We start from the raw sequence: 25,863 nt of genomic DNA, 5'->3' as shown, positions 1-25,863 counted from the left end.
AGGCAGAAAAGTGAACGGATTTTCTCTTTTATGCTTTCCAAAGATCTTCGCCATAGCTCCAGCCATCGCGCACAGGTTCCTTGATCCAGGCGTCGAATTCGGGTGCGCCTTTGACCGTCATGCTGGCGGAGTCCCATTCGATGGTTTTGCCGGAGCGGATGGCCAGCACGCCGGTGTTCACGAGTTCGGTGAGCGGGCAGGCGTAGTCGAAGTGGGAGCCTGCGTGTGGGATGTCGCCACGGATGGCGGCGAAGAGCTCGCCGATGGGCTCTCCAGCGACGGAACGCAGCAGCGGCTTGCGGCGCAGGATGTCGATCAGCGGTGTCATGCGTTCACGCGGCCAGAGCTGCGGGCTCTGCACGCGCATGCCATCTGAGAAGAGTGTCTCCTTACTGCCTTTCATGATCATGCCGTTGTCCGGCAGACCTTTCGTCATGCCCGGCAGCGCCTCGGGAAGCAGGCCACCTTCATACCAGTGAATTTGCACGGCAGGCATTTCGCCGCGTGCGGCAAAGTGGAATATGATGTGGGATGCCGGAGCGGTATAGGCGCGGTGCTCCCACTTTTCCTGCTCCACGACTTCGACTTTCTCCGGCATGCCTAGCTGCAGCGTCCAAAACGGGGCGTCGAGGCAGTGGCAGCCGATGTCGCCCAGGCCGCCGCAGCCGTAATCCCACCAGCCGCGCCAGAATTGCGGCAGATACTCCGGACTGTACTCGCGCGGTGCCACAGGTCCCTGCCAGAGATCCCATGAGAGACCTTCCGGCACGGGAGCCGTTTTCGCGGGCTGCGCTGGCGGTGGATTGATGAAACCCACCTTGCCCTTGGGCCGGTCCGTCCAGCAGTGGACTTCGCGCACTTCACCGAGGACTCCGGCTTCGAACCATTCCTTCACCAGCCGGATGCCTTCCCAGCAGTGGCCTTGATTGCCCATGACGGTCTGCACGCCGTATTTTTTGGCGGCCTTTTGCAGGGTGCGCACCTGCCAGATGTTGTGCGCCAGCGGCTTCTGTACAAAGACATGCTTCTTCGCCTCCATGGCGGCCATCGCGGCGGCGAAATGCGTGTGATCCGGGGTGGAAATGAGGACAGCGTCGATTTCGCTGCCTTTCTTGTCCAGCATCTCGCGGAAGTCGGTGAACTTGGGGACCGTCGGGTGCTTCTTGGCGATCTCGGCGGCACTGCGGCCGCCGAGATCGCGCCAGTCCACATCGCAAAACGCCACGATTTCTTCATCGCGCGAGCCGCTGACTGCGCCATTGCCCATCTGGCCGATGCCCACGCATGCGACGCGGATTTTCTGTTTTGATTCAGCCGCACGTAGGATATTCGGCCCGGCGATGGCGCTCAGGGCGGCGGTTTTAAGGAAATGGCGGCGGGGAAATGTGGACATCACCTTTTAACGGCGAATGAGTGGTCAGATTTCAACAGTTCCCGCGTTAAAAATCTGTTCATGAAACCTTGGTGGCTCCTTATCCTCTTCTCTCCGGCTGTTTTCGCCGAGCTGCCTCAGCCGCTGCCTGCGTTTCTGGATCAGCATTGCGTCGATTGTCATGATGCGGACATGAAGAAAGGCGGGCTGGATCTTGGCGCGCTGCCATTTGATCTTGCGAATGCGGATGCGTTCCAAAACTGGCAAAAAATCTTTGAGCGTGTGCGCGATGGTGAAATGCCGCCCAAAAAGAAGCCGCAGCCAGCGAAAGCTGACGCGGAGAAATTTCTCGCGAGTCTCAAGCCTGCGCTGTTGAAGGCAGATGCTGAAGACATTGCCGCCAACGGTCGGACTCGCAGCCGCAGACTCACGCGCACGGAGTATGAGAACACGATGCATGATCTGCTTGGCATCGACATGCCGCTCAAGGTGCTGCTGCCGGAAGACCGTGCGTCCTATGGATTTGAAACGGTGGCTGCAGGGCAGCAGCTCTCACAGCACCTGTTGGCGCGGTACCTTGATGTGGCCGACCTCGCGCTGACCGATGCTTTTCAGCGTGCGCTGAAGGGCGACGAAACTTTCAAGGAGCACTACACGCCAGAAATGCTGACCAAGAATCGCGGGGGTAACTATCGCGGGCCGGACCTGCGTGATAGCAGGAGCATCACCTGGCCGATGACCTTGCAGTTTTTTGGCCGCACACCGACGTTTGTGCCTGAGAGCGGGTGGTATCGCATCACGCTGCACGATGTTCAGGCCATCAATCCGGGCAGCGACGGCGCGGTGTGGGGGACGCTGCGCTCCGGTGAGTGTGAATCGAATGCGCCCATGCTCTACATGATCGGCCTCGTGGAGGCCACAAGCACGCCACGAAACATGGTCTTTGAGGGATGGATTCAGGAGAAGCATCGGCTCGAACTCAAGCCCAACGACGCCACCTACAAGCACCCTCAGAGCGGTGCGAAAGGGGGCAATGTGTCCTTCGTGGGACGTGATCTGGCCAAGGAAGGTTTTGCAGGCATTGCGCACACGGGCATCGACATTGAGCGCATCTATCCCAATGCGGATCGTGCGGCGTTGCGGAAGAACCTGTTTGGCGAGGCCGATGTGCAAACGGCGGATGCGGCCACAGTCGACAAACTCGTCACCCGCTTTGCGCGGCGTGCTTTCCGCCGGCCTGTGACGGAGGAGCTAGCTGTCGCCTATCGTGACATCGCCCGCAAAGCGCTCGCTGATGGAGATCCGCCAGCCGAGGCGCTGCGCAGCGCCTATCGTGCCATTTTGTGCTCGCCGCGTTTCCTGACTTTTATTGAAGCTCGGGGGACGCTGGATGATCACGCCATTGCCTCGCGTCTCAGCTACGCGCTCTGGGTGTCCATGCCGGATTACAAGCTCATCCAACTCGCGAACGATAAGCAGCTGCATGATCCGCAGGTGCTGGCCCAGCAGGTGGACCGCATGCTGGCGCATCCGAAGTCGAAGCGCTTTGTGACCAGTTTCACGGACCAGTGGCTCAAGCTGAAGGAGATCGACTTCACTACGCCCGACTCACGTCAGTTTCCCACGTTCGATTCCGTGGTGCAGGAATCCATGTTGCAGGAGACGCGCACCTATTTCGCCGAGATGATCAAACAGGATCTGAGCATCACGAATCTCGTGGAGTCGGACTTCGCCTTTCTCAATGGCAGACTGGCGCGGCACTATCGCACCGAAGCGGCCGTCAAGACCGGCGAAGGAATGCAGAAAGTGGCGCTGACTGACAAGGACATTCGTGGCGGACTCGTCACGCAGGGGGCGATTCTCAAAGTCACGGCTGACGGCACCAGCACTTCGCCGGTGGTGCGCGGGGTGTTCATCAATGAGCGCATTCTGGGCAATCACATCCCGCCACCCCCGCCCGGCATTCCTGCCATCGAACCCGACATTCGCGGTGCCACCTCCATCCGCGATCAACTGGACAAGCACCGAAACAATGAGAGTTGCGCGAGCTGCCACCAGACCATCGACCCGCCCGGGTTCGCGCTCGAAAACTACGATCCTGTCGGCGTCTGGCGCACTGGCTACGGCAAAAACAATCGCGGAGCCAAAGTAGACCCGACTGGCGTGACACCCGAAGGGCAGACCTTCACTGACATTCATTCCTGGCAGCACATTTACACGCAGCATGCCGATCAACTTGCGCGTGGTTTTGCCACGCATTTCCTTACCTATTCCACCGGCGCTCCGCTGCGCTTCAGCAACGAGGATGCGCGTGAGAAAGTGATTTCCGCGACCGCGCAAAACGGATACGGAATGCGCTCTCTAGTTCGCGCTGCAGTTCTGAGCGAGATTTTTCTTAGCAAGTAACCGTTCCCATTCCCATCATGAAAAACGTCTATTTCAACTTTGGCGCCAGCATCTCCCGTCGTGCCATGCTGCGTGGTGCGGGCATCTCGCTGGGGCTGCCCCTGCTGGAGGCCATGACGCCGGCGTTTGCGGCGGTTAAGGAATCAAAGCAGGCGAAGCGTTTTGTCGGGGTGAGCATGGCACTCGGGCTGCACAATCCGAATCTCGTTCCTGAAGGTGCCGGACGTGACTACAAGCCCTCGCGCTATCTGAAGAGCATCCAGGATCTGCGCAACGACTTCACGGTGGTGTCCGGCTCCTCGCATCCGGGCGTCAATGGCGGGCATACGGCGGAGGGCAGTATTTATACGGCCTGCCCCAATGCGCGCGGTGCCACCTCACGCAACACCATCTCGCTGGATCAGCTCATGGCGAAGCAACTGGGCCACGAAACGCGATTTCCTTCGCTGGTGCTAAACACGAACAGCCAGACCAGCCCGTCCTACACGGAGAATGGCTCCATGATTCCCGCTGAGAACAATGCGATGCGTTTGTTTACGCGTCTGTTTGTCAATGACACGCCCGCCGAGCAGGAGAGGCAGGCGGAGCTGATTCGCAGCGGGCGCAGCGTGATGGATGTGGTGGGAGCTGAGGCGAAGATGCTGCAGCGCGAACTCGGGGCGGGGGACCGTGACAAACTCGACGCGTGGTTTACGAGCGTGCGCGATCTCGAAACGCGGCTGGCCGCCAATGAAGCCTGGACGCACAGGCCCAAGCCGAAAGTCGCGATGAAACCGCCGGGTAAAATTCCCCGTGACAACGAAGTCGCGGTGGATGGCATCTTTTTGGACATCATCCACATGGCGCTGGCCACGGACAGCACGCGATTTGTCACGCTCCACATCACTGGCAACAACGTGCAGGGCCTGGAGGGTGTGGAGGAGAGCTATCATAACCTCAGCCATCATGGCATGGATGAGGAGAAACTCGCGCAGCTCGCCATCGTGGAGCAGGGCGTGGTTGATCAGTGGGGGCATTTCCTGCGCAGGCTCAAGGGCGACAAGCTGCTGGATGATACGATGGTGCTGCTCACCTCCAATCTGGGCAACGCCTCCGCGCATGATAACAAGAACATGCCCGTGCTGTTTGCCGGTGGCGGGTTCAAGCACGGGCAGCACCTGGCGTTTGACCAGAAGGACAACTACCCGCTGCCGAATCTCTACATGAGCGCGTTGCACCGCCTTGGGCTGCAGGATGAGCGTTTTGCGACGAGTGAGTCGGAGATGGACGGTCTGGCTGCGGTGTAAGCGGTGCGATGCGCGCCTTTGCGTTTGACCGGCGGACGATTGGGCGGCAAAAGTCGCGTCCCCCTTGGCGCTTTCGGAAGCGCCGCCACCTCTAAAACTCGCATACTTATGGAAACAACTCTCGTCTCAGTCGGCTCCCACGTGCCCGACTTCGAAATGGAAACTTACGAACCCTCGCATGGTGATTTCGGCAAGGTCTCCCTCGCTGATATCAAGAAGGCTGGCAAATGGACCGTCCTCGTGTTCTACCCGGCTGATTTCACCTTCGTCTGCCCTACGGAACTGGCCGATCTCGCTGATCAGCAGGTCAAACTTGCCGAACTCGGCGCGCAGGTGGTCGCCGTGTCCACGGACACCAAGTTTGCCCACATGGTGTGGCGCAACACCGAAGGCCTGATGAAGAACGTGAAGTACACTCTTGCATCGGACACCACCGGCGCGGTGAGCCGTCTCTTTGGCGTGTATGACAGCGGCACCGGCCTCGCCCTACGCGGCACCTTCATCATCAACCCTGAAGGCAAGCTGGTCACCTCCGAGGTGAACTTCTACAATGTGGGCCGTGATGCTGGTGAACTCGTCCGCAAAATGGAAGCCAATGTGCACCTGATGGCGAACCCTAGCGAGGCCTGCCCTGCCAAGTGGACTCCGGGCTCCAAGACGCTCAAGCCGGGCAAGGACCTCGTCGGCAACGTGGCCGCAGCGATGGCTTCTTAATCGGTCAAGCCGATGTTTTACACAGCCTTGCGGACGCAATCCGCAAGGCTGTTTTTATTTTCCACTGCTCATTGCACATCAATCATGGCAGAAGTCCGAGCCGTGGTGCGTTGAGTGAGGCATGAAATCTGCCGCAATTCTTTTCGCCCTGTTGTTTTCGATTGTCTCCGCCAGTGCGGAGATCACGATTGGCAGGTTTGACATGGCATCGATCCGCGACACCGGGACGCTGGAAACGAAGGTGATTGCGGACTGGCATCTAAATCCGAAAGATGCGTCGATTCGGCAGAAGCTCGTCGAGATCACGGTGTGCGAATGGTGGCCGGGGATGAAGGTGCGGCTGCCGGTGACCTTTCTGGCTCCCGCCACTGGGGTCTGTACGAACGTGATCATCGAGAACACGGGACTGCAGTTGAAGCCTGCTGCTGCGGCAGGTGCGAAACTGCGTCTGCTGAAGGAGAATGGCGTTGGCCTTGTTTTCATTGGCATGGTGCCCATTGATGGGATGGAGCCGGTGGGGAAACTTCATCTGATGATGGAGGAGCGCTTCATCCAGACCAAGGACACGCGTTATACGCCGGCATGGATCTGGGGGATCAGCGACATGCGTGCGCTCACCGCAGCCGTGGCCGAAAAGGATGTGTTTCAGCCGAAGAAGGTGCTGGCGACCGGGGGCTCAAAGCGCGGGGTGGCCACTGCGGCGGCGGGCATTGCGGATGACCGCGTCACCGCGATCATGCCCGTTGTTGCACCTGTGATCGAGAGTCCTGGTGGTCCTTACGTTGAAGGCATGCTGCCTGCGGAGATCACGAAGATGAACGAGGACTTCATCGCTGCGATGACCGATCCGGTGGGGCGCGAAAAGCTGCTGGTGCGGCAGAAGGCGCGCTCGGACGAACGCATCACGATGAAAATGGTGCGCGATGCCGGCTGGAGTGATGCCGAGATAAAAAGCGCGTGCAATGCCGCCTGGGAAGCCTGCCGCACGACGAACTACCTCGAAGAGTTGAAGAAGCGCGGCACCGAAATTTTCTACAACCAAGGCTCCAATGACAACGTCAGTCCCGGTCTCGTCGAACTTGGCCGTCGCTTCCCACAGCTGCCCGTTTACATCGTTCCAGGTGGCCAGCATGGCGGCGCGAAGGAGGCGGGCTTTGTCAAATCCGTCGGCGGACTGCCGGAGGTAGATGAGAATCTGCGCGCCTTTGCCCTGCATCACTTCTTTGGCACACGGCACATGGTGGCACCGCCGCAGGTCGGCACGCAGTGGGACAAGGCGACGCACCGGCTCGCGGTGAAGGTCGTTTTTCCTGATCACAGCGAGCCGCAGGACAATGCCGTGTGGTGGTCGGTGAACCGCCATCCTGATTATTCCATTGCCATGGAATTTGATGAATGGGCATCAGCCCCGCTGGAAAAAACCGGTGCGGCCACCTACAGCGGTGAAATCAACGTCGAGGGTGATGTGAATATGCTCGATGTCATCACCGTCCACGCCCAGGAGGAAAGCGGCTCCACGCTGACCGTTTCTAGTCCTGAGATACGTCTCGAATAAGAGGCTCAGCGCATGCGGCCCTGAGCGGGCTTGGGGCCTGAGACGCCGCCGAGTTGATTGCGAAACTCATATGCGTCACTGCGATAGAGCGTCTCTTCATACCAAAGGGGGACGCCGCCTTCGAGAAAGCCGGTGGCGATGACCAGCAGGCATGCGGTGTTTGGCTTGATGCCGAGTGCCGAGGCTTGTGCGGGTGAGGCGTTGACGGCGCGGATGGATTCGTCGGCGCCGGAGATGGTCAGCCCACACTTGGTCGTCCAGAAGTCGTAGAGTGAGCCTTTGGCATAGGCCTTGTTCATGCCGGCGCAGAAACGTGCGGTGACATGTCTGCGTTCATAAATGACGGGCTGAGCATCCGCCAGACGAATGCGTTCGAGATAAAACAACGGTTCAGAAGAAGCTGCTTTCAGTGCTTGAGCTGCTGCGGGTGCCTCGGCAGCAGAGAGCTTTTGCAGGGCGATGACCTGCGTGCCGGGCTTCTTTCCTGCGGCTTTGGCCTTTTCGGTGAAGCTCACGAGATGTTGCAGATCGTAATCCAGCACGCTGCCGCGCACGAAAGTTCCCGCGCCGTGGCGGAACTCCAGCAAGCCGGTGGAGACAAGACTGCTGAGGGCTTTGTTGGCGGTGGGGCGGCTGGTGTCGAAGCGTTCGGCGATCTCGCGTTCGGTCAAAAATTTGGCACCGGGGACGAACTGGCGGCTGCGGAGGAGTTTCCGCAGCTTTTCGATCAGTTGTTCGTGAAAGGATGCTGATTTTGCCACGGCGAGACTTTGCGAACAAACCGGGCTTTGACAAGTGGCTAAGCCAATTTAGGAATTGGCTTAGCCACTTATGAAATACAGCTACTCCGACCTCGCCAAGATGATCGACCACAGCCTGCTGCATCCGACGATGACGGATGCGGATCTGGAAGCGGGCTGCAAACTGGCGGCGCAGTACCAGGTGGCCTCGGTTTGCATCAAGCCCTACGCGGTGAAGCAGGCGGTGGAATGGCTGCGTGGGTCCGGTGTGCTGGTTGGCTGCGTGATCGGATTTCCGCATGGCAACAGCGCCACGGAATCGAAGCGCTACGAGACTGAACTGGCCTGCAAAGACGGCGCGAACGAGATCGACATGGTGGTGAACCTTGGCAAGGCACTGGGAGGTGACTGGAGCTACGTGGAGTCGGACGTGAAAGCGGTCTGCGACGAAGCGCACAAGCACGGGGCGAAGGTGAAGGTGATTTTTGAAAATGATTATCTGACCAACGGCGGTGCGGGTCTCAGCAGCGACGACTTCAAGCGCAGGCTCTGCGAAATCTGCGAACGCGCCGGGGCCGATTGGGTGAAGACGAGCACCGGTTACGGCTTTGTGAAGCAGGTGGATGGCAGCTACAACTACAAAGGAGCGACTGAACATGATCTGGCTCTGATGCGTGCGAGTTGCGGACCCAAGGTGCAGGTGAAAGCGGCGGGTGGGGTCCGTGATCTCAATGGGCTTATCAAGGTGCGTGACCTCGGCGGAAGCCGCTGCGGTGCGACGGCGACGGCGGCGATGATGGACGACTACCGCAAGCGGGAAGCGGCTGGCACGCGCGATGCCGCTGGTGGTAAAATTGGCGCCGGGGGATATTGAGCGGGGCGAAAAATAATTGTTTACAGATGTAGGCGTTATTGCTTACAGTTGTAAACATGAGCAAAAAACATGTTCAAAAAACCGCGCCTCCGGCACCTGAGGCTGTCGCTATCACCGAGGCGGAGTGGGACATCATGGAACTGCTGTGGGAGAAGTCCCCGCGCACTTCCCAGGAGATTGCGACCCTGCTGGAGGAAGGCAGGGGATGGAAGCGGGCGACGGTGGTGACGCTGCTGGCGCGGCTTACCGCGAAAGGTGCGCTGGCGACAGAGCCGCAGGGGAACCGCTTTCTCTACACGCCCGCCGTGGTGCGCTCCGCGTGTGTGGAGGATGAGACGCGCAGTTTCTTGGACCGCATGTTCGGCGGCGCGCTGCAGCCGCTTGTCGCGCATGTGGCCGAGCATCATTCACTGACGAAGAAGGACATCGCTGAACTCAAGGCACTGCTGGACCAGATCAAACCCAACTCCTAAATTTTTTATGAATGCACTCATCGAATTCGTCGAACTCTGGCTGCAATCTCTGGCGCTCTTATCATCGAAGGGCACGCTCCTGGCACTGGTCGCCGGGCTGGTCCTGCTGGTGCTGCACCGGCACCTTTCACCCGCATGGCGGCATGGGCTGTGGCTGCTGGTGCTGCTGCGCTTCATGGTGCCGGACCTTGGTCATTTCTCCTTCTCTCTGCATGGGCTGGCCGATGTTCCGGCGCTGTTTGAGCCAGCGCCTGCGGTGGTTGTTGAGGAAGAGGTGGCGGCGGAGGAGCCTGCTGTGAGAGTGCTGTCCCTCAGCCCTGCTGTGCCTGTGCCGGAAATGCCAGGTGTTGTCAGACCTGTGGTGCAGCTTCCTGCGCCCATGGCGGAGGCTCCTTCCTGGTCTTTGCAGAGAAGGCTTTCCATTTTGTGGCTCTGCGGAGTGGCGGCGGTGTTCAGCGTGATGATCGTGCTGCATCTGAGGTTGCAACGCCGGATTCGCCGAGATGCCAGCGAGGCCTTCAGCGAAATCAGCGACCTTTTAGAGGAGGCCTGCCGGCTTGCCCATGTCCGGCATGTGCCGAGGCTGATGGTGACGGATGCTGTTCGCGCGCCTTCCCTTTTCGGAGTGCTGCGACCTGTGATCCTGCTGCCCAGGCAGGTCGCGGTGGGGAAGGATGCGGCTGCTTTAAAGCTCGTCCTTCTGCATGAACTTGCACACCTCAAAAGACATGACCTGTGGGCTCAGATTTTTTCATCCTGCGTGATCGCCCTGCATTGGTTTAATCCGATGGTGTGGATCGCAGCAAGACGGCTGCGCGCCGAGGCAGAGATGGCGGCGGATGCGCATGCGCTGCGCTGCACCGATGCCAGCGAGGCACACCGGTATGGGGAGATGCTGCTCGGTTTTTCACGTTACGCGACCGCCGGGTGGATGGTGTGGCTGGCCTCCGCCACGCTGCTGGGCATCTCGGAAAATAAGAAGGATCTGCGCCGCCGCATCGAGGGTCTCATGGACATTGCACGGGGACGACGAACACGGTGGGGGATTGGAATGGCGGCCTTCATGGTGATGGCGGTCATCGGTCTGAGCAGTTCACCTGCGGAAGAAGGAAAGAAGCCTAGCAAGGCTGACGATGATTCGGCGACGACGAGCGTGACTGGCATCGTCGTGGATGACGAAGGCAGGCCGGTGAAGGGGGCGAAGGTTCGGATGTCCATCAACATGCGCAGCGGATCGGACAGGAAAGAACAACTGACGGGTGAAGAGGGGAAGTTCAGTTTTGAAGAGATCTTCAAGTCAGCCTCCTTGAATCTGCGCGCCGAGCACGGTGACTTTGCCGAATCAAACGTGCTCATTTTCCAAGGGATCACGCAGAGCGAAGAACGTCGCCTCGTGCTGCCCCAAGTCTCCTGGATCGTGGGTAAAATAACGGACAAGCGCGATGGCAAACCCATCAAAGATGCACGCGTGTTTTTCGGCATAGAAAACAAGATGACCTTCATCAGCCGTTTTGAGTGGAAGCATCCTTTCGCCCATACCAATGAAGCGGGGGAATACCGGCTTGCTGTGAAGGTGCGTGATTTGAATGAGATCATCGTGCGTGCATGGGCTCCCGACATGGCTGTTCAGTCCAAGGTCATGAAAGTTACGGAACGCGAGACGACGTTTGACGCAGCCTTGGAGGCGGTGGAGCGCATCCAAGGCAAGGTGGTGAATTTTGTGGGTGAGCCTGTCAAAGATGCCATGGTCTGGGTGGTGGAGGATGCGGTGAGGCTGGTGGAGAGCTTCAAACCAATCACGCTGGAGATGATGCGGTCGAGAGACCGGGTGAACATGGCCTCTGGCAATTTCTTGATCAGCCTGGACTACTCGAAAGAAGACGGTGCAATCAGGTTGCCTGATGTGGAACCCGTGCTGAAGGACAAGCTATGGATCGTGGCCATGCATCCCAAGGCAGGCTTTGCACGGATGCGGGCACGAGATCTGAAGCCGGGTGTTGTCTTCAAACTGGAGCGCTGGGCATCCATGAGCGGACGCATGCTCCGCAATGACGGCAGCCCGGTTGCGGAAGCGACGGTGGTCATCAATGCCAGAGGAGATGCCGATCTCGTTTCCAACCCCGAAACGCTCAAGATCACTCACAGCATTAAATTTACCACGGACAAGAATGGTGGCTACAAGATCGACCATCTGCTGCCGGGAGCGAGCTTTAGCGGAGTCGCGATTGATGGAGTAGGGATCAAAAAAGAATATCTGTCGACCACGCAGGTGACAGTAGGGACAGGGCCGCAGAGCGCCAGACAGATGATCCTCGGAAACTTCCTGCGCCAAAGCCAGGTGGGCGGGGTTCGTGCTGTCCAAGGCCGGATCATAATGCCGGAAGGGTATGGATTCCGCAGCGATGCCTACTCCATTTTCTTTAACATCACCAGCAATGGGATGCCCGTGCCCAGCATGCGGCAGCCGGACCCGGATGGACGCTTCATCACCGAGGCGCTGCCGCCTGGGAACTATGAACTCAATGTCAGCGTCATGCCAAGAGGGCCCGGCATGGATCTGCCGCGAGATGCTGGAAGATGGATGCGCTTCCAAGTGGAGGCGGGAGGCAATGCATCACCCATGCGACTTGAAGACATTATCCTGGAGAAAGAGGATCTCACTCCCAAGCCGCGTGCGGATCCATCTGCTCTATCACAGCCTGCCGTCTTCGTTGAAGGGGCAAACGGCAAAATCGAGATCACGACGATGGATGCCGATAAGAAACCTGTGGCAGGAGTGAAGATCGAAGTCCTCGATTTTGTCGATCATGCCCAAGCTCCCATGGGCCTGGGCAAGGCGCTGGCTCAGGCCGTGATGGCAACCAGTGATGAAAAGGGCAGAGCCACGCTGATGTTTCCACGCATGCCAGTCCCTGGTCGCCAAGCATCCGGAGTGCAGATCATCGGAATCGCGCCGGATGGGTCCAAGTCTCGCAAAACCGAGCTGATGGATGGCAGAAAGGCTGAGGTCCGGATTTATCCTGAGACAGCGGTTAATATCACGATCGCGAACCCGATTGTGAAATGGTCAGCCAACAGCAGTGCAGGGATGATCGCAGAGAACCAGCTTCTTCAGGGGGGAGAACTGAGGACGCAGCTGGCACTGGAGCATGGCACCCACTTTCTCCTGCAAGGCACGACGGCGGAGGGCCAGGTGCTGTTCTCCAAAGCTATCGGCGCGAGCAAGGCTCCTGGTCGGGAAGTCAAAATGGCGGTGACACTCCTGCCTGGAGTCGAGATCGAAGGAAAAATCGAGGGAGTACCGGCTGACTATGACGGCACCGGCGGTGTGGTGGCGAGGGTGTATGTCAAATCCGAAGGAGAATTGAACCAAATTGCAAAAGGTTATCCGCCCACTGTTCCCTGGACGGTCTGGGCACCCGTGGGACGTGATGGCCGTTTCCATTTTACGGGTATACCGCGTGGAATGTTGAACCTGGCGGGTCTCGGCAAAGGCTGGACCACTCGGGGTCCTCTCAGTATAGACAGCTCCACTCTCGTCAACATCGCGAACTCGACTGTAAAGGAAAGTGTCACCCTGAGCGCGAGGCCTTGTGTCACAAGAACCATGCGTATTCTTCTTCCAGATGGCAGTCCAGCCGCTGGAGCCACCGTTCAATTTGAATGGCCTGGACTTAGCATGATGGGCTATAGCCGAATGAATATGCATGCAGAAGACGCGGAGAAGTACGCGCAGTTTAAAAAGGAACCATGGACTGCCAGGCAGGCCGTGGCGGATGATCAAGGCCTGGTCACCCTGGGGAACCGGGTGTCAGGCAAGACCCATTGCCAGGTGTTCTGGACCGATCCGAAAACGCTGCACCCGCACTCAGGAACTGCCTATTATTCCATTGAAGAACAGGCGACGAAGACGCCTTTGGATATCCAGGTGACTGAAAAGTAGAGACCTGCCTTTCTGCTGGCTGATCCGGCTCGTACGTGTCTTGTGGTCAGAAAATGCCTGCTCACGGCGTTTTTATTCACCGTAATGATACGCCACGCTTTTCTATTCTGCCTTGCTCTGCCCGCCACTGGATTCGCCGTCGATTTCAACCGTGACGTGCGGCCCGTGCTCGCGCAGCATTGTTTCAAATGCCACGGCATGGATGAACACGGGCGCAAAGGCAAGCTGCGGCTGGATCTGCGTGACTCGGCCATGGGAAAAGGCAAGTCGGGTGAACTCGCCATCGTGCCGGGCAAGCCGGACGCCAGCGAACTCATCAAGCGCGTCTTCTCGACCGATGAGGATGAGGTCATGCCGCCGCCGCACACGAAGGCCTTCCTTCCGGAAAGTGCGAAAAATATTCTGAAGGCATGGATCGCTGAAGGGGCGCCGTATGAGGCGCACTGGGCCTATGTACCGCCGAAGCAGGTGCAGCTGCCCAAGGCCGGCATTCATCCTATCGACGCTTTTATCCAAGATCGTCTGAAGAAGGAAGGCTTGCAGCCCTCGGCTGAGGCGGATCGCTACACGCTCGTTCGCCGTGTCTATCTCGACCTCATCGGTCTGCCGCCGACACCTGCGGAGGCGGATGCGTTTGTGAATGACAAGTCGCCTGATGCCTATGACAAGCTCGTGGATGCGTTGCTCGCATCCAAACAGTACGGCGAGCGCTGGGCGCGGCGCTGGCTGGACCTCGCACGCTACGCAGATACGAACGGCTTTGAGAAAGATCGCCCGCGCCAGATCTGGCCCTACCGCGACTGGGTGGTGCGTGCGTTGAACGCTGACATGCCGTTTGATCAGTTCAGCATCAAGCAACTCGCCGGAGACATGCTGCCGAATGCGACGCCGGAGGATCTCATCGCGACCGGGTTTCATCGCAACACGATGCTCAATGAGGAGGGCGGCATTGATCCCAATGAGTACCGCTTTTATGCGATGGTGGACCGAGTTGGCGTCACCGGCACGACATGGATGGGGCTGACGATGAACTGCTGTCAGTGCCACACACACAAGTACGACCCCATCCTCCACACCGACTACTATCGCACGCTGGCGCTGCTGAACAACGCGAGCGAACCCACCTATTTCATTCCAACGCCTGAGATTGAAGCGCAGCAGAAGGCCCATGCCGAGAAGATTGCCCAACTCGAGGCCGAGCTGCCCGCGAAGTTCCCCGGCGGTACGGCTGCCATGGAAAGCCGTTTTGCGGGATGGTTGGAAGGCGAATCCCATCGCGCATCGAAATGGGAGGTCATTCGCCCCACAGGCATGAAGACCACCATGCCGCATCTGGAGCAGGAGGCGGATGGCTTCATCCTCGGCAGCGGTGACATCTCGAAGAGTGATGTCTATGATCTGAGCTTCAAGGCACCCATCAAGGGTGTGCGTGCTCTCCGCATTGAGGTGACCTCACATCCCAGCCTGCCGAACGACGGTCCAGGACTCACCAACTACGAAGGACCGCTCGGCGGCTTCTTCATGAGTGAACTGCAGGCTTCGCAAAACGGCAAGGGCGTCAAAATTGCCCGGGCTGAAGACACGAACGATGACGAGGATGATCGCATCAGTGATGCGAGTGCTCCCAAGGCAAAAGCTAAAGCCGCAGCGAAGCCGAAGAAAAAGAACAACGCCAGCGCCACGCTCGATGGCGAGATGTCCAGCGGCTGGCAGGTGCTGGGCGGTTATGGCGTGCAGCATGCGGCGGTGTTCCATTTTGATCAGCCAGTCGATCTCACAAGCGGCTTTGATTTGAAGATGCTGTTTGAAAAGCACTTCGCCTGCCCGCTGGGACACTTCCGCATTTCCGTCACCACCAGCGACCACGCGGAGGCCACGGGACTTCCGGCGGAAGTCGAGGAGGCGCTCGCCAGCGATGACAAATTAAAACGGGCCATGTTGCTGCAAAGTTTTCTCGAGAGCGCCCCTGAAATGGAGAAGGCCGCCAAGCCCTTGCTGATCGCCCGCAAAACGCCGCCGCGTGGTCAGGCCACGCTCGTGATGAATGAGCGCCCCGCGAACAACCCGCGCATCACGCACCGCTATCATCGTGGCGAGTACCTGCAGCCGAAGGAGGCGGTCTCACCCGGCGTGCCCGCGTTCCTGCCTGCGCTGCCGAAGGATGCGCCTGCGAATCGTTACACTTTTGCGAAGTGGCTGTTTGCACCTGAAAATCCGCTCACCGCACGCGTGACGGTGAACCGCCAGTGGCAGGCGTTCTTTGGTCGCGGCATCGTGAAGTCGCTCGAAGACTTCGGTTATCAGAGTGATCCGCCTTCGCATCCGGAGCTGCTCGACTGGCTTGCCGTTGAGTTCGTGAAGCAGGGCTGGTCAGTGAAGAAGCTGCATCGACTCATCGTCACCAGCGCGACTTATAAACAGGGCAGCCGCATTACGCCTGAGCACGCACAAAAAGACCCTGAGAACATCCTGTTCGCACGTGGCGCACGCTTCCGGCTCGATGCCGAGGTCATTCGTGATTCCGCGCTGAAAGCCGCCGGGGTGCTGTCACCGAAGATGGGAGGTCCGGGTGTCTATCCGCCACAGCCTGTCAGTGTCACCTCGGAAGGCACCTATGGCAAATTTGAATGGAAGACCAGCGAAGGGGAGGATCACTTCCGCCGCAGTCTTTACACCTTCACCAAACGCACGGCACCGTTTGCGATGGCCACCACCTTCGATGCGCCCACCGGTGAATCCTGCCTTGCCAAACGCGAGGTCTCCAACAGTCCGCTGCAAGCCCTCACGCTGCTCAATGACCAGATGTTCATGGAAGCCGCGCAAGCGATGGCGAAGCAAGTCATCGCTGAATCCCAGAGTGATGATGAGCGCCTGCAAAACATCTTCCGCCGCGTCGCGACCCGGCCTGCGGCACCCGACGAACTGGCGATGCTGAAAGCCTTTTTGCAAAAGCAGCGCGACAAGAAACTCGCCGATGAAGCGCTCTGGACCGATGTGAGCCGCGCTGCACTGAACCTCGACGAAGCCATCACGCATCCATGAACACTTCCAACATCACCCGCCGTCACTTCTTCCAGGACTGCGCCGTCGGCACCGGCAAGATCGCGCTGGCTTCATTGCTGGCGGAGTCGGCCTATGGCGCGGGGCAGAGTCCGAATCTCTCCGCGCCAACACACTTCCCGCCGAAGGCCAAAGCGGTCATCCACATGTTCATGGCGGGCGCGCCTTCGCAGCTTGAGTTGTTCGACAACAAACCCATGCTCACGAAATACGAGGGCAAGCCGTTGCCACCTTCGATCATCGGTGGGCAGCGCTATGCGTTCATTCGGCCTGATGCAGCGGTGCTGGGGCCGCGCTATCAGTTTGCGAAGCACGGGCAGAGCGGTGCGGAGCTTTCCGAAATGCTGCCGCATCTAGCCTCGGTGGTGGACGACATCGCCATCGTAAAATCCTGCCGCACGACGCAGTTCAACCACGCACCGGCGCAGATTTACATGAACACGGGCTTCTCTCAGCCGGGGCGGCCCAGCATGGGCTCATGGATCACCTATGGTCTCGGGGCCGAGACGCGGGATCTGCCGTCGTTTGTCGTGATGAGCACCGGCAGCGGCATCAGCGGCGGGGCGGCCTGCTGGAGCAGCGGCTTTTTGCCCAGCCTGTATTCCGGCACGCGCTTCCGCAACACGGGCGATCCCATTTTGAATGTGAGCACGCCGCAGGGCATCGAGGCCGGCACCCAGCGCGACACGATTGAACTCATCAACGCGATGAACCACCGCCGCCTCAAACTCGATGGCGACAGCGAAACGGGCACGCGCATCGCGAATTACGAAATGGCTTACCGTCTGCAAAGCTCCGCACCAGAACTGATGGACCTTACCAAGGAGGACGAGGCCACTCTGAAAATGTACGGCTGCGATCCGAAGGTCCCGTCTTTCGCCCGTGCCTGCCTGCTGGCACGGCGCATGGTCGAGCGCGGCGTGCGCTTCATCAATATCTACAACGAAGGCTGGGACGCGCACAGCGATGTGGCGGGCAATGTGAAGAAGAACTGCGGCATCACTGACCAAGCCAGCGCCGCGCTGGTCAAAGACCTCAAGCAACGCGGCCTGCTCGACAGCACGCTGGTTGTGTGGGGCGGTGAATTCGGCCGCACACCGATGGTCGAAGCCAGCGTCTCTCTCGGTCGCAGCCTAGGGCGCGACCACCATCCGCAGGCCTTCAGCATGTGGATGGCCGGTGGTGGCATCAAAGGCGGGGTCACCCTTGGTGCGACGGATGAGATGGGCTTCAACATCGTCGAAGACGAAGTTCACGTCGCCGATCTGCAGGCGACGATTCTTCACTGCCTGGGCATTGATCACGAACGTCTCACCTTCAGCAAAGCGGGGCTCGACTTTAAGCTGACAGGCGTGGATCCGTGCCATGTGATCAAACAGATTTTGGCCTAGCATGATCCCAGCCACCATCGTTCAAGGGCACCGCGTGGCCTCCGGCTTGAATGGCAATCCGCGCTTCCCCGGTGGCACGCTGCGCATGCAACTGCCATTCTTTGCGGCGCTTGGACTTGATCTGAGCGCGTTTTATCCCGGAACTCTGAACGTAAGCATTGCACCGCTGAGCTATCGTGGGGTGAAGCCCCGGCATATGTTTCGTGCGCTGAAGTGGCATCCTGAAGATCCGGCGGAGGATTTTTCGTTTTTCGATGTCACCGTGCATCGTGAGGACGCTGAGCCGGTGCGTGGCTTGATATACCACCCGCATCCTGAGACGAAGCCGGTGCATTTTCAAAAGCCGGATGTGCTGGAACTGCTGCTGCCGTGGACGGAAGGGCTGGGTTATGGCACAAAAATCAGATTGGAAGTGCCGGAGGAGCAGATGATGTTCGGGCCATGATGAAGTTCCTTTTCCCTCTGATTTTACTCAGTTCGGCAGTGCTGGCGGACACCCAGGCGGACATCGAATATGCGAAGGTGGGTGAAACCTCGCTCAAGCTGGACCTGCATCGTCCGCAGGGAGAGAATCCACCGTTGATCGTGTATGTGCATGGCGGCGGATGGCGGGCGGGATCCAAGAAGGACGTGCCGATCGCCGATTTATACGACAAAGGCTTTGCCATCGCGAGCGTGGAATACCGGCTGTCCACGCAGGCGGTGTTTCCCGCACAGGCGCATGACATCAAAGCAGCGATTCGATTTCTGCGGGCCAACGCAGGGTTGTTTCACCTCAATGCGACCAAGATCGCCATCATCGGCTCCTCGGCCGGAGGTCATTTGGCAGCGTTGGTTGGCGTCACCAACGGGAGCAAAGAACTCGAAGGCAAGCTCGGTGAGCATCTGGATCAAAGCAGCAATGCGCAGGCGATCGTGAGTTATTACGGCGCTTCGAATCTGGCAACGATCCTCTCCCAGAGTACTCCGCAGGGCCTCGATTTCCGCATTCCTGCGCTGAAGCTGCTGCTGGGAGATACACCGGACAAAAAGCCCGCACTGGCGAAACTGGCGAGCCCGGTGGACCACCTCGACAAAAATGACCCGCCGCTGCTGCTCATTCATGGCGATGCCGATCCGCAGATGCCACCGCAGCAGTCGCAGGAACTGGCCAAAGCCTATCAAGCCCTGGGCTTGCCAGTGACTTTACTCCTGCTGCCCGGCAGCCTGCATGGTGGCTCGGAGTTTTATAACGACGAGCGCACCTCCCTCGTTGCCAAGTTCCTCGACAAGGTGCTGCGTTGAGTCAGAGTGCCGGTTCATGCCGAAACCACTCATAGCAATCACCATGGGCGACCCTGCGGGGGTCGGTCCTGAAATCTGCCTGCAACTGCTCGCCAACGAGGAGGTGTGCTCACTTCTCACGCCCGTGGTGTTTGGTGATGCACGGCTGCTCTCTCGCTGCGCACGGCAGACGGGTCTCCCAGCTCCGAAACGCATCATCAGCGAGATCGAATGGGCGGAGAAATGTGCGGGTATCGACGAGCCGGCGGTGCTCGATCTCTTTGGCTTTGATGCGGAAAATTTCACGCCGGGCGTCGTCAGCGCCAGGACGGGTGCCGCAGGCTATCGCTACGTGGAAAAGAGCATTCAGGCCGCTTTGGCGGGACAAGTCGCCGCCGTAGCCACAGCACCGCTGAACAAAGAAGCGCTGCATGCCGCAGGCATCAAGTATCCCGGCCACACCGAAATGTTTGCTGAGAAGATGCAGGCAGAGCGCTCCTGCATGACTTTTTTCTCCGAGGAAATGATCAGCAGTCTGGTGACCGTGCACATCGGTTATCAGGATGTGGTGCCCGCCTTGACGACCCAGCGCATTCTGGATGTCATCGAGCTGACCGCCGAGGCGGTGCAGCGTGTGCGTGGCAAAAAACCGCGCATTGCAGTCTGCGGGCTCAATCCTCATGCGGGCGAGCATGGCCTGTTTGGTCGGGGTGAGGAGGAGGCAATCATTGCGCCTGCTATTGAAGCGGCACGGGCAAAGGGCCACACCGTTGAAGGCCCGCTTCCGCCTGACACTGCTTTCATTGCGACGAAGCGCCGGACAGTGGACGCCTACATTTGCATGTATCATGACCAGGCGCTTATCCCGCTGAAGGCGCTGGCGTTTGACACCGCCGTGAACACCACGCTGGGACTGCCGGTGCCGCGCACGAGTGTGGATCACGGCACCGCGTGCGACATCGCCTGGCAGGGCAAAGCCAACGGGCGCAGCCTCGTGGAGGCTGTGCTGCTGGCGGCCAAGATGGCAAAGTAGCCCTGTTCCTGCGGAGCAGGAGTCTTGGAAAGCGTTCTATTTGCGCTCAGCCACCCAGCGTGGCACGCAGCCCTGATGGGCTTGAGTCACCGTGGCGGCGAAGTCAGCGAGGTAGCCGAACTGATGGCTGACGGGGAATATCGTCTGAGTGCGGGCATCAAGATCGGCATTGACGTGAATGGTGCCTGCGAGCAGGTCGAACTCGATTTCATCGCCATCTTCCACCACCGCAATCGGCCCGCCCACGGCGGCTTCCGGGCTGCAATGCACGCCCACGGCACCGCCAGAGACGCCTGAGACGCGAGTGTCTGAAAGCAGGGCGACTTTGCCATAAAGCTCAGGCACTGCGAGGGCGGCGCTGGCAACATGCATTTCCGGCATGCCAAGAGCCACCGGACCGCAGCCACGGATGACCACGATGTGGCCGGGCTGGATGCGACCAGCGGCGGCTGCATCTGAGACGCCTTTGGAGTCGTGGAAGCAGATGGCTTTGCCGCGGAATTTTGGTTCGTCCAATGAGGAAACTTTGAAGACGATGCCGTCGGGAGCGAGGTTGCCAAAGCAGATCTGGATGTCCGCGAACTCTTTGAACGGTGCCTCGATGGGAGCGATGAGTTCATTGGGGAAGGGGACTTCAGCGGCGTTGGCGAGATTTTCCGCCAGCGTTTGCCCTGTGACAGTGATGCAGGAGCCGTCCAGCAGCCCGGTTTTCATGAGGTGCTTCAGCAGCATGGTGGTGCCGCCGAGACGATACAGATCCACCATGGTGCCGCGCCCACGTGGGGCGAAATTGCACAGCACAGGGGTGCGGCGGCCAATGGCCTGTACATCGCGCAGGGTGAAATCGACTCCTGCCTCACGAGCGACGGCGAGAATGTGCAGCACGCCATTGGTGGAGCCACCGATCGCGCAGATGGCGGTCATGGCATTGGTGATGGAGGCCTTGGTGATGATGTCGCGGGGGCGAAGGTTCATCTCCAACAGGCGGCGCACGGCTTTGCCGACGCGCAGGCATTCCTCACGTTTGCCCGCTTCGATGGCTGGCATGGAGGAGGTGTCCGGCAGGCTGAGTCCCATGGCTTCAAGCGCGATGCCCCAGGTGTTGAAGGAAGCAGCGATGCCGCAGCCACCTGCGCCAGGGCAGGCGGTACGGATGATCTGCTCGGACTCTTCGTAGCTCATCGTCCCTTGTTTTTCCTTCGCGGCGGCGTCATAGACGTCGAGAATCGAGGTGGAGTGTCCTTTGTGGCAGCCAGGCATGATGCTGCCGCCGTTGACGATGAGACCCGGGTAATTGGTGCGTGCCAGGGCCATGGCAAATGCCGGGCCGTTTTTGTCGCAATGATGCAGGCCGATCAGCGCATCATAGCAGTGCGAGGTGCAGATCATCTCCGCACCATTCGCCATGAGATTGCGCGAGCAAAGGGAGGCCGCACCGCCGACATTTCCCTGCGTGATGTTGTCGCTTACCGGCGAGACGCCGAAGGGGAAACCAATGAGGCCTGCCTCTTTGCAGCCTTGGGCGATGAGCTGGGCGAGCTCGTGAGCGTGGACGTTGCAAATGTTGCCGTCGAGCAGTGGCGTACCGATGCCGATCTGCGCCTTGTCGAAATCTTCCGGCTTAAAACCCAGGCCCCAGAAGAAGGCGTTGACGCCGCGCTGCCAGCCGTGGGTGAGATTGTTCGAGTTCCAGTTGAGCTTATGTTCAGTCATGTGTTGTGAGCGGATGCTAGACGGAAAGAGGTTCCACGCCAAAACAAAAGCTCCCGACCAGTGAACGAGCTGGTCGGGAGCTAAACCTAATCAGATATGTGAGGCGTAAAGCCCGGTGTAATTAGAACGCGAAGCTCAGCTTGGTTCCCCAGAAGACTTCGTTCTGAGTCGTGTTGAGGGAAGCACGCAGCTTTTCGCTGTGGTTCAGTGCAACGTAGCTCGTCCATGTCACTGCCTTGGTCAGTTTGACCGGGACGGCGAGGGTGTAGAGAACGTGGGTCATACCGGAGGTCGAAGCGTTTTGCAGGCTCTGACCTTTGTTGCCAACCACGCCGCCACCAGCGATCGAGCCGGAACCGTTGCCGGTGTAGTAGTCGATGCCGTAACCAGCGGTGACGGAAGGCACAATGCTCAGCCAATCAGTGACTGCGAATGTGTAATCAGCACCGAGGGAGAAGTACTGACCGCTGATTCGGAGGTCATAGTAGTAGCCTGCATAGATGTTGAAGGCCTGAATTGGCACTGCAACGGTGAAGCCTAGTTCACCAGCATCTTTGAGTGCGAATTCTGGGTCAGCGAGGGCATTTGCCCCACCATTGAAGCTGCCACCGTAAGTATCTGGATAGAAGTAGTGTTGATACTGCATTCCGAACTTGGCCCATCCTGCGTCGAAGGACAGATTGGTGATAGCGTCGATTTCCGTATATTGGAAGCCACTCTTGGAACCAGCAAAGGGAGTGCCAGCAGTGTTGATGTAGGCAGCTCCGATGCCCCAAGTCAGCTTGTCAGTGATTGGCACGCTGAGGTTGAGTGCGGTCCACATGATGTTGTCAGCGAACCAAAGACCGCGGAAGTAGTAGCGGCTGTCGTAACCGGCATCGAAGGTGGCTCCGATGGAGTCGAAGAGAGCTCCTGATTCTTCCACCACGGGAGGGGCGGGGTTTTTAACGGGTGCGGTGCCAGCGGATGCGTTCAGCGCTGCACAGGCAGCAAGAACGGTCACCGACTTGGCAATGAATGATGTCATGCTTTTGGGCTTCATGTGTGGGTCGAGTTTAGTTATTGGTGGTGTTGAGGCGCTGACCAGCCGGGAAGGCCGTGCAGCTTACTCACCAATACATAGCAGGGGGCATGCCAACTTTGAGGGAATGCCGATCAATCTGGCTTCGGGTTTTTTTCTGAGCGGGCTTCGCGTCACTGCTTTCTGAGTGTTCCCTCAGCGGGGACCTTGATCCTCCTTGCTCTGTATCTTGTTGAGTTGGCTGAGGTTGGGTATGAGCGCTGGTAGTGGTTCAGCGCCTATTCAGCCAAGGCTCACACACGTTGCTTTATTGCCGGGTTCTTAAGCGTTGCGGGATTGACGATCATTTGAGTTGGGCACGCGGCTTGAGGTGAGTCAGGCATCGAAAGAACTGACTGCAGTGGCTCCTGACAGGTGCCTGTTTGCGGCCTCCAACCTGATGAAGGGGATCGGTAGCCTGTTGAAAACTCCAGCAGGAAACTTTAAGGCCTTGGAGCTTGGCTGGCTGGAGAGGAATCATCCTCGTCCCCCCGGTTTGGATTGATGCGACAGCGCCGTGCGTTGTAGAGCGTCACGACCCTCTGGGGTGAGAGACCCCGCCATCTGGAACCGTGTTCGGGGTGAGAACCTAAGGTAACTGCGTCGCCACGAGGAGTGTGGAGAGGAACAAAATTAGAACCTGACAGACAACCACGAAAGTGAACACGATTCGACCAGAACAATACGGCGAGCCTGCGAGAGAAAGGCGAAGTTCAGGCTCGTCAAGCGCCGGACCAGTGCGTGGATACGGAACCTACGCTCGAGAATGCTGGGGTGGCTGGTGGTCGTATGTCAGGGAAGGATGGTGCCGTGAACAACCGGAGCGAAGCGGAGATAGACAGCAAAGCAACCTAGGCACGACCGTAGAGCAAAGGATGACAGGAAAGAAGATCATCTCAGCAAAGGACAAAGCGAAGTCCCGCCAACGGGTAAGCAAGATAAAGAAGCCCTGTGGCAGCGCTACAAGGCCAACGCGCTGTCTGGAGCGAGAAGTGCTCATGGCCCTCGAAAGAGGGATCAAAGGGGGTAGTCTGATCGTCAGCCGAGCGTAGCGAGACAACCAGCGAAGCATCATCTAAAAATAGCTGCCAACATCTGTGCTGAAAGCACGCTGCAACAGGCCTGGGAACAGGTGCAGTCCAACGCAGGGCCCTGCGGCGTGGACGGTATCAGCGAGCGCACATTGAAAAGACGGCCATGCGCGGGTGCTCGCGCTGATCGAAAGCTTCCTCCAGCAGGGCATCATGGAACAGGAGGGAGTGATCGAGTCGGAAGACAGGGGGGCACGCCACAGGCGGAGTCGTTTGACTGCGCTACGTTTGCCCTGCGTGCAGCTCGTTCCTCGCTGTCTGTCTCACTTCGTTCGGCTGACCGCTTTTGGCCAATATCCACATCAACCCGCTGGACCATCTGATGAGCAGGAACGGATTGGAGATGGTGCGCTACGCGGACGACATGGTCATCTTGTGTCGTGATGTTCAGGAAGCCCTGGCCACTTGCAAGCTTTGCCAGAGTGGGCAGCCCGAGCCGGGCTGGAACTGCACCCGCAGAAGACGAAGTTCGTGGACATGGGGCAACCCAAAGCTCATCCCAAGACCTTGAAGAAAATGGGGGGAGGCACTCAAGCCGTTCACACGGCGCACCAGCGGGCAGAGCATGAGCGCGATTGCTCAAATGCTGAGGCCCAGACCGGAGGGGTTCTTCAACGAGTGGCCAGTTTCAGAGATCGAAAAGAGTTTATAGCGTTTTCCAAAACGGATTTCCGGATAGCGGCGCATGGCCACGCGTCTGCCCAGCGCTGGTAGGGCTGGCTGTCCTCAGCCAGCCGCCATCGACCTGTCCTTCGTAGCTCGACGCAGGAGAGCGAAGAAGGAAGCCCATGATCTGCGATCAAGAAACAGCCTGCTAAACGGAAATGAGTTTTGCGAACCGCTATACCGGGTGGCGATGCGAAGCGTTGCTCTAGCGCACTGAGATCCCCTTGCTTTGATGCCTGTTCCCTCAGCAGGCTTCATTGGCGCGCAACGCATAACGAAAAACCTCCCGGCTTGCGCCGGGAGGTTAACCTTGAAGGGTTGAATCGTTCAGAGAACGACGGGTATTAGAAGCGGACGCTGAGGGTCACGCCGTAATAAACGATGTTGGTGAAGGGGGTGTCTGGGCCACCGCCGATACCAAAGCCGTAGTCACGAGTAGCCGAGGCAGCCAGATTTTCCATCGGGCCCATTGGCACGTTGGCAGCAACGTAAGGGGTCAGGGTCGCACGGCTGTTGAGCTTGATTGGGAAATCAATGCCAACGGTGAGTGCGGTCCAACCGGAGATGCCGCCCTGAGCTGCAGACTGGCCGAAGAGGCCGCCGCCGCCGACGAGGTTGCGGGAAGCCTGGGTGAAGCCAGCGTTGTAGTTCAGGCCATAGCCCAGACCAGCGTGTGGGACGATGCTGAAGGAATCAGTCACAGCGATGGTGGACTTGGCGGTGAGGTCGAAGTACCAGCCACCGTTGAAGAGGTCATAGTTCGCGCTCGAAGCCAGATTGATCGGGCCAAGGTCGGTGTTGACGCCCAGAGTGAGCTGCTGGATATCGTTCATGCCGTAGCCGTTGCCGTTGCCGAAAAACGGGAGCTGATTGATACCGCTGCCATTGGCAAGGTCGCCCATGTTGTGGATGAAGCTGTAGCCGAAGCTCACCGCGACAGGACCAAGGTCATGCGAGATGGCTGCACCCAGCTGAAGGCGCTGGAAGGATGCGGTGTTCTTGATGCCGGTGAAAGCAGGAAAATTCGGGGAGAAGCTGTCCTGGTCACCTGCGAGGGAGCCGTAGTTCACATCCCAGAGGAGGGAGGTGCTGCCAGCGCCGTCTTCAGCGGCACCGCCGACGAGGAGGATGGCACCGTTAAGGCCGGCACGGACCCAATGCTGGCCGTAGTTGATGCCACGCCACACGTAGTTGGAGTCGTAACCGATGGAGGCGGTGATGCC

At 58.9% G+C, this 25,863-nt stretch carries 17 protein-coding genes; 12 read left to right on the top strand and 5 right to left on the bottom strand.

Features of this window, described 5'->3' with window-relative positions; translation table 11 throughout:
* Window positions 1–28: 28 nt before the first annotated feature.
* Entirely contained in the window at window positions 29–1,393 is a 1,365-nt protein-coding gene (locus PSV43_RS10265; protein ID WP_300196425.1) for a Gfo/Idh/MocA family oxidoreductase, read from the bottom strand.
* 60 nt (window positions 1,394–1,453) lie between these two features.
* Between PSV43_RS10265 and PSV43_RS10260 the strand changes: the two genes are divergently transcribed.
* From PSV43_RS10260 to PSV43_RS10245, 4 genes are all read left to right on the top strand, one after another.
* Complete coding sequence (locus PSV43_RS10260) at window positions 1,454–3,778, top strand: DUF1592 domain-containing protein (RefSeq protein ID WP_300196423.1); 2,325 nt, start codon at window positions 1,454–1,456, stop codon at window positions 3,776–3,778.
* Between the two features lie 17 nt (window positions 3,779–3,795).
* The gene (locus PSV43_RS10255) at window positions 3,796–5,064 is read left to right on the top strand and encodes a DUF1552 domain-containing protein (RefSeq protein WP_300196421.1); all 1,269 of its coding nucleotides are present in this window, start codon (window positions 3,796–3,798) and stop codon (window positions 5,062–5,064) included.
* A 108-nt stretch (window positions 5,065–5,172) separates the two neighbouring features.
* Window positions 5,173–5,778, top strand: a complete 606-nt coding sequence (locus PSV43_RS10250) for a redoxin domain-containing protein (RefSeq protein ID WP_300196419.1) — start codon at window positions 5,173–5,175, stop codon at window positions 5,776–5,778.
* A 121-nt stretch (window positions 5,779–5,899) separates the two neighbouring features.
* Window positions 5,900–7,333, top strand: a complete 1,434-nt coding sequence (locus PSV43_RS10245) for a PhoPQ-activated protein PqaA family protein (protein WP_300196417.1) — start codon at window positions 5,900–5,902, stop codon at window positions 7,331–7,333.
* A gap of 5 nt (window positions 7,334–7,338) precedes the next feature.
* Here PSV43_RS10245 and PSV43_RS10240 read toward each other — a convergent pair whose 3' ends face one another.
* Entirely contained in the window at window positions 7,339–8,094 is a 756-nt protein-coding gene (locus PSV43_RS10240; protein WP_300196415.1) for a GntR family transcriptional regulator, read from the bottom strand.
* Between the two features lie 70 nt (window positions 8,095–8,164).
* Between PSV43_RS10240 and deoC the strand changes: the two genes are divergently transcribed.
* The 8 genes from deoC to pdxA all read left to right on the top strand — a co-directional run bounded on the left by deoC (window position 8,165) and on the right by pdxA (window position 20,110).
* Window positions 8,165–8,947: a deoxyribose-phosphate aldolase gene (gene deoC, locus PSV43_RS10235; protein ID WP_300196413.1), complete on the top strand. Its 783-nt coding sequence runs from the start codon at window positions 8,165–8,167 to the stop codon at window positions 8,945–8,947.
* A gap of 56 nt (window positions 8,948–9,003) precedes the next feature.
* Window positions 9,004–9,420 carry a BlaI/MecI/CopY family transcriptional regulator gene (locus tag PSV43_RS10230; protein ID WP_300196411.1) on the top strand — a complete coding sequence of 139 codons (417 nt, stop codon included), beginning with the start codon at window positions 9,004–9,006 and terminating at the stop codon, window positions 9,418–9,420.
* 7 nt (window positions 9,421–9,427) lie between these two features.
* Window positions 9,428–13,363: a M56 family metallopeptidase gene (locus PSV43_RS10225; protein ID WP_300196409.1), complete on the top strand. Its 3,936-nt coding sequence runs from the start codon at window positions 9,428–9,430 to the stop codon at window positions 13,361–13,363.
* Between the two features lie 84 nt (window positions 13,364–13,447).
* Complete coding sequence (locus tag PSV43_RS10220; RefSeq protein ID WP_300196407.1) at window positions 13,448–16,405, top strand: PSD1 and planctomycete cytochrome C domain-containing protein; 2,958 nt, start codon at window positions 13,448–13,450, stop codon at window positions 16,403–16,405.
* A complete protein-coding gene (locus PSV43_RS10215; RefSeq protein ID WP_300196405.1) occupies window positions 16,402–17,814 on the top strand; it encodes a DUF1501 domain-containing protein in 1,413 nt (470 codons plus the stop codon). Before PSV43_RS10220 ends, PSV43_RS10215 begins: the two co-directional genes overlap by 4 nt.
* Window position 17,815: 1 nt before the next feature.
* Window positions 17,816–18,259: a hypothetical protein gene (locus PSV43_RS10210; RefSeq protein WP_300196403.1), complete on the top strand. Its 444-nt coding sequence runs from the start codon at window positions 17,816–17,818 to the stop codon at window positions 18,257–18,259.
* A complete protein-coding gene (locus tag PSV43_RS10205) occupies window positions 18,256–19,098 on the top strand; it encodes an alpha/beta hydrolase (protein WP_300196401.1) in 843 nt (280 codons plus the stop codon). Before PSV43_RS10210 ends, PSV43_RS10205 begins: the two co-directional genes overlap by 4 nt.
* Window positions 19,099–19,114: 16 nt before the next feature.
* Window positions 19,115–20,110, top strand: coding sequence for a 4-hydroxythreonine-4-phosphate dehydrogenase PdxA (gene pdxA, locus PSV43_RS10200; RefSeq protein WP_300196399.1), 996 nt, complete (start codon window positions 19,115–19,117; stop codon window positions 20,108–20,110).
* Between the two features lie 36 nt (window positions 20,111–20,146).
* On the opposite strand, the gene PSV43_RS10195 is transcribed toward pdxA, so the two are convergent.
* The 3 genes from PSV43_RS10195 to PSV43_RS10185 all read right to left on the bottom strand — a co-directional run.
* Window positions 20,147–21,823: a dihydroxy-acid dehydratase gene (locus tag PSV43_RS10195; RefSeq protein WP_300196397.1), complete on the bottom strand. Its 1,677-nt coding sequence runs from the start codon at window positions 21,821–21,823 to the stop codon at window positions 20,147–20,149.
* A 121-nt stretch (window positions 21,824–21,944) separates the two neighbouring features.
* A complete protein-coding gene (locus PSV43_RS10190; RefSeq protein ID WP_300196395.1) occupies window positions 21,945–22,865 on the bottom strand; it encodes a hypothetical protein in 921 nt (306 codons plus the stop codon).
* Between the two features lie 2,119 nt (window positions 22,866–24,984).
* On the bottom strand, window positions 24,985–25,863 hold an 879-nt coding region (locus PSV43_RS10185), incomplete at its 5' end, for a hypothetical protein (RefSeq protein ID WP_300196393.1).

It is taken from the genome of Prosthecobacter sp. (assembly GCF_029946185.1).
Taxonomy (GTDB): domain Bacteria; phylum Verrucomicrobiota; class Verrucomicrobiia; order Verrucomicrobiales; family Verrucomicrobiaceae; genus Prosthecobacter.
This window is presented reverse-complemented; position numbering and strand designations above follow the sequence as displayed.

Bases quoted from the DNA above. Each gene is read 5' to 3' on its own strand.
- PSV43_RS10265 (WP_300196425.1), bottom strand. From the start codon at position 1,393: ATGTCCACATTTCCCCGCCGCCATTTCCTTAAAACCGCCGCCCTGAGC.
- pdxA (WP_300196399.1), top strand. From the start codon at position 19,115: ATGCCGAAACCACTCATAGCAATCACCATGGGCGACCCTGCGGGGGTC.
- PSV43_RS10260 (WP_300196423.1), top strand. From the start codon at position 1,454: ATGAAACCTTGGTGGCTCCTTATCCTCTTCTCTCCGGCTGTTTTCGCC.
- PSV43_RS10225 (WP_300196409.1), top strand. From the start codon at position 9,428: ATGAATGCACTCATCGAATTCGTCGAACTCTGGCTGCAATCTCTGGCG.
- PSV43_RS10255 (WP_300196421.1), top strand. From the start codon at position 3,796: ATGAAAAACGTCTATTTCAACTTTGGCGCCAGCATCTCCCGTCGTGCC.
- deoC (WP_300196413.1), top strand. From the start codon at position 8,165: ATGAAATACAGCTACTCCGACCTCGCCAAGATGATCGACCACAGCCTG.
- PSV43_RS10245 (WP_300196417.1), top strand. From the start codon at position 5,900: ATGAAATCTGCCGCAATTCTTTTCGCCCTGTTGTTTTCGATTGTCTCC.
- PSV43_RS10230 (WP_300196411.1), top strand. From the start codon at position 9,004: ATGAGCAAAAAACATGTTCAAAAAACCGCGCCTCCGGCACCTGAGGCT.
- PSV43_RS10205 (WP_300196401.1), top strand. From the start codon at position 18,256: ATGATGAAGTTCCTTTTCCCTCTGATTTTACTCAGTTCGGCAGTGCTG.
- PSV43_RS10215 (WP_300196405.1), top strand. From the start codon at position 16,402: ATGAACACTTCCAACATCACCCGCCGTCACTTCTTCCAGGACTGCGCC.
- PSV43_RS10195 (WP_300196397.1), bottom strand. From the start codon at position 21,823: ATGACTGAACATAAGCTCAACTGGAACTCGAACAATCTCACCCACGGC.
- PSV43_RS10250 (WP_300196419.1), top strand. From the start codon at position 5,173: ATGGAAACAACTCTCGTCTCAGTCGGCTCCCACGTGCCCGACTTCGAA.
- PSV43_RS10210 (WP_300196403.1), top strand. From the start codon at position 17,816: ATGATCCCAGCCACCATCGTTCAAGGGCACCGCGTGGCCTCCGGCTTG.
- PSV43_RS10220 (WP_300196407.1), top strand. From the start codon at position 13,448: ATGATACGCCACGCTTTTCTATTCTGCCTTGCTCTGCCCGCCACTGGA.
- PSV43_RS10190 (WP_300196395.1), bottom strand. From the start codon at position 22,865: ATGAAGCCCAAAAGCATGACATCATTCATTGCCAAGTCGGTGACCGTT.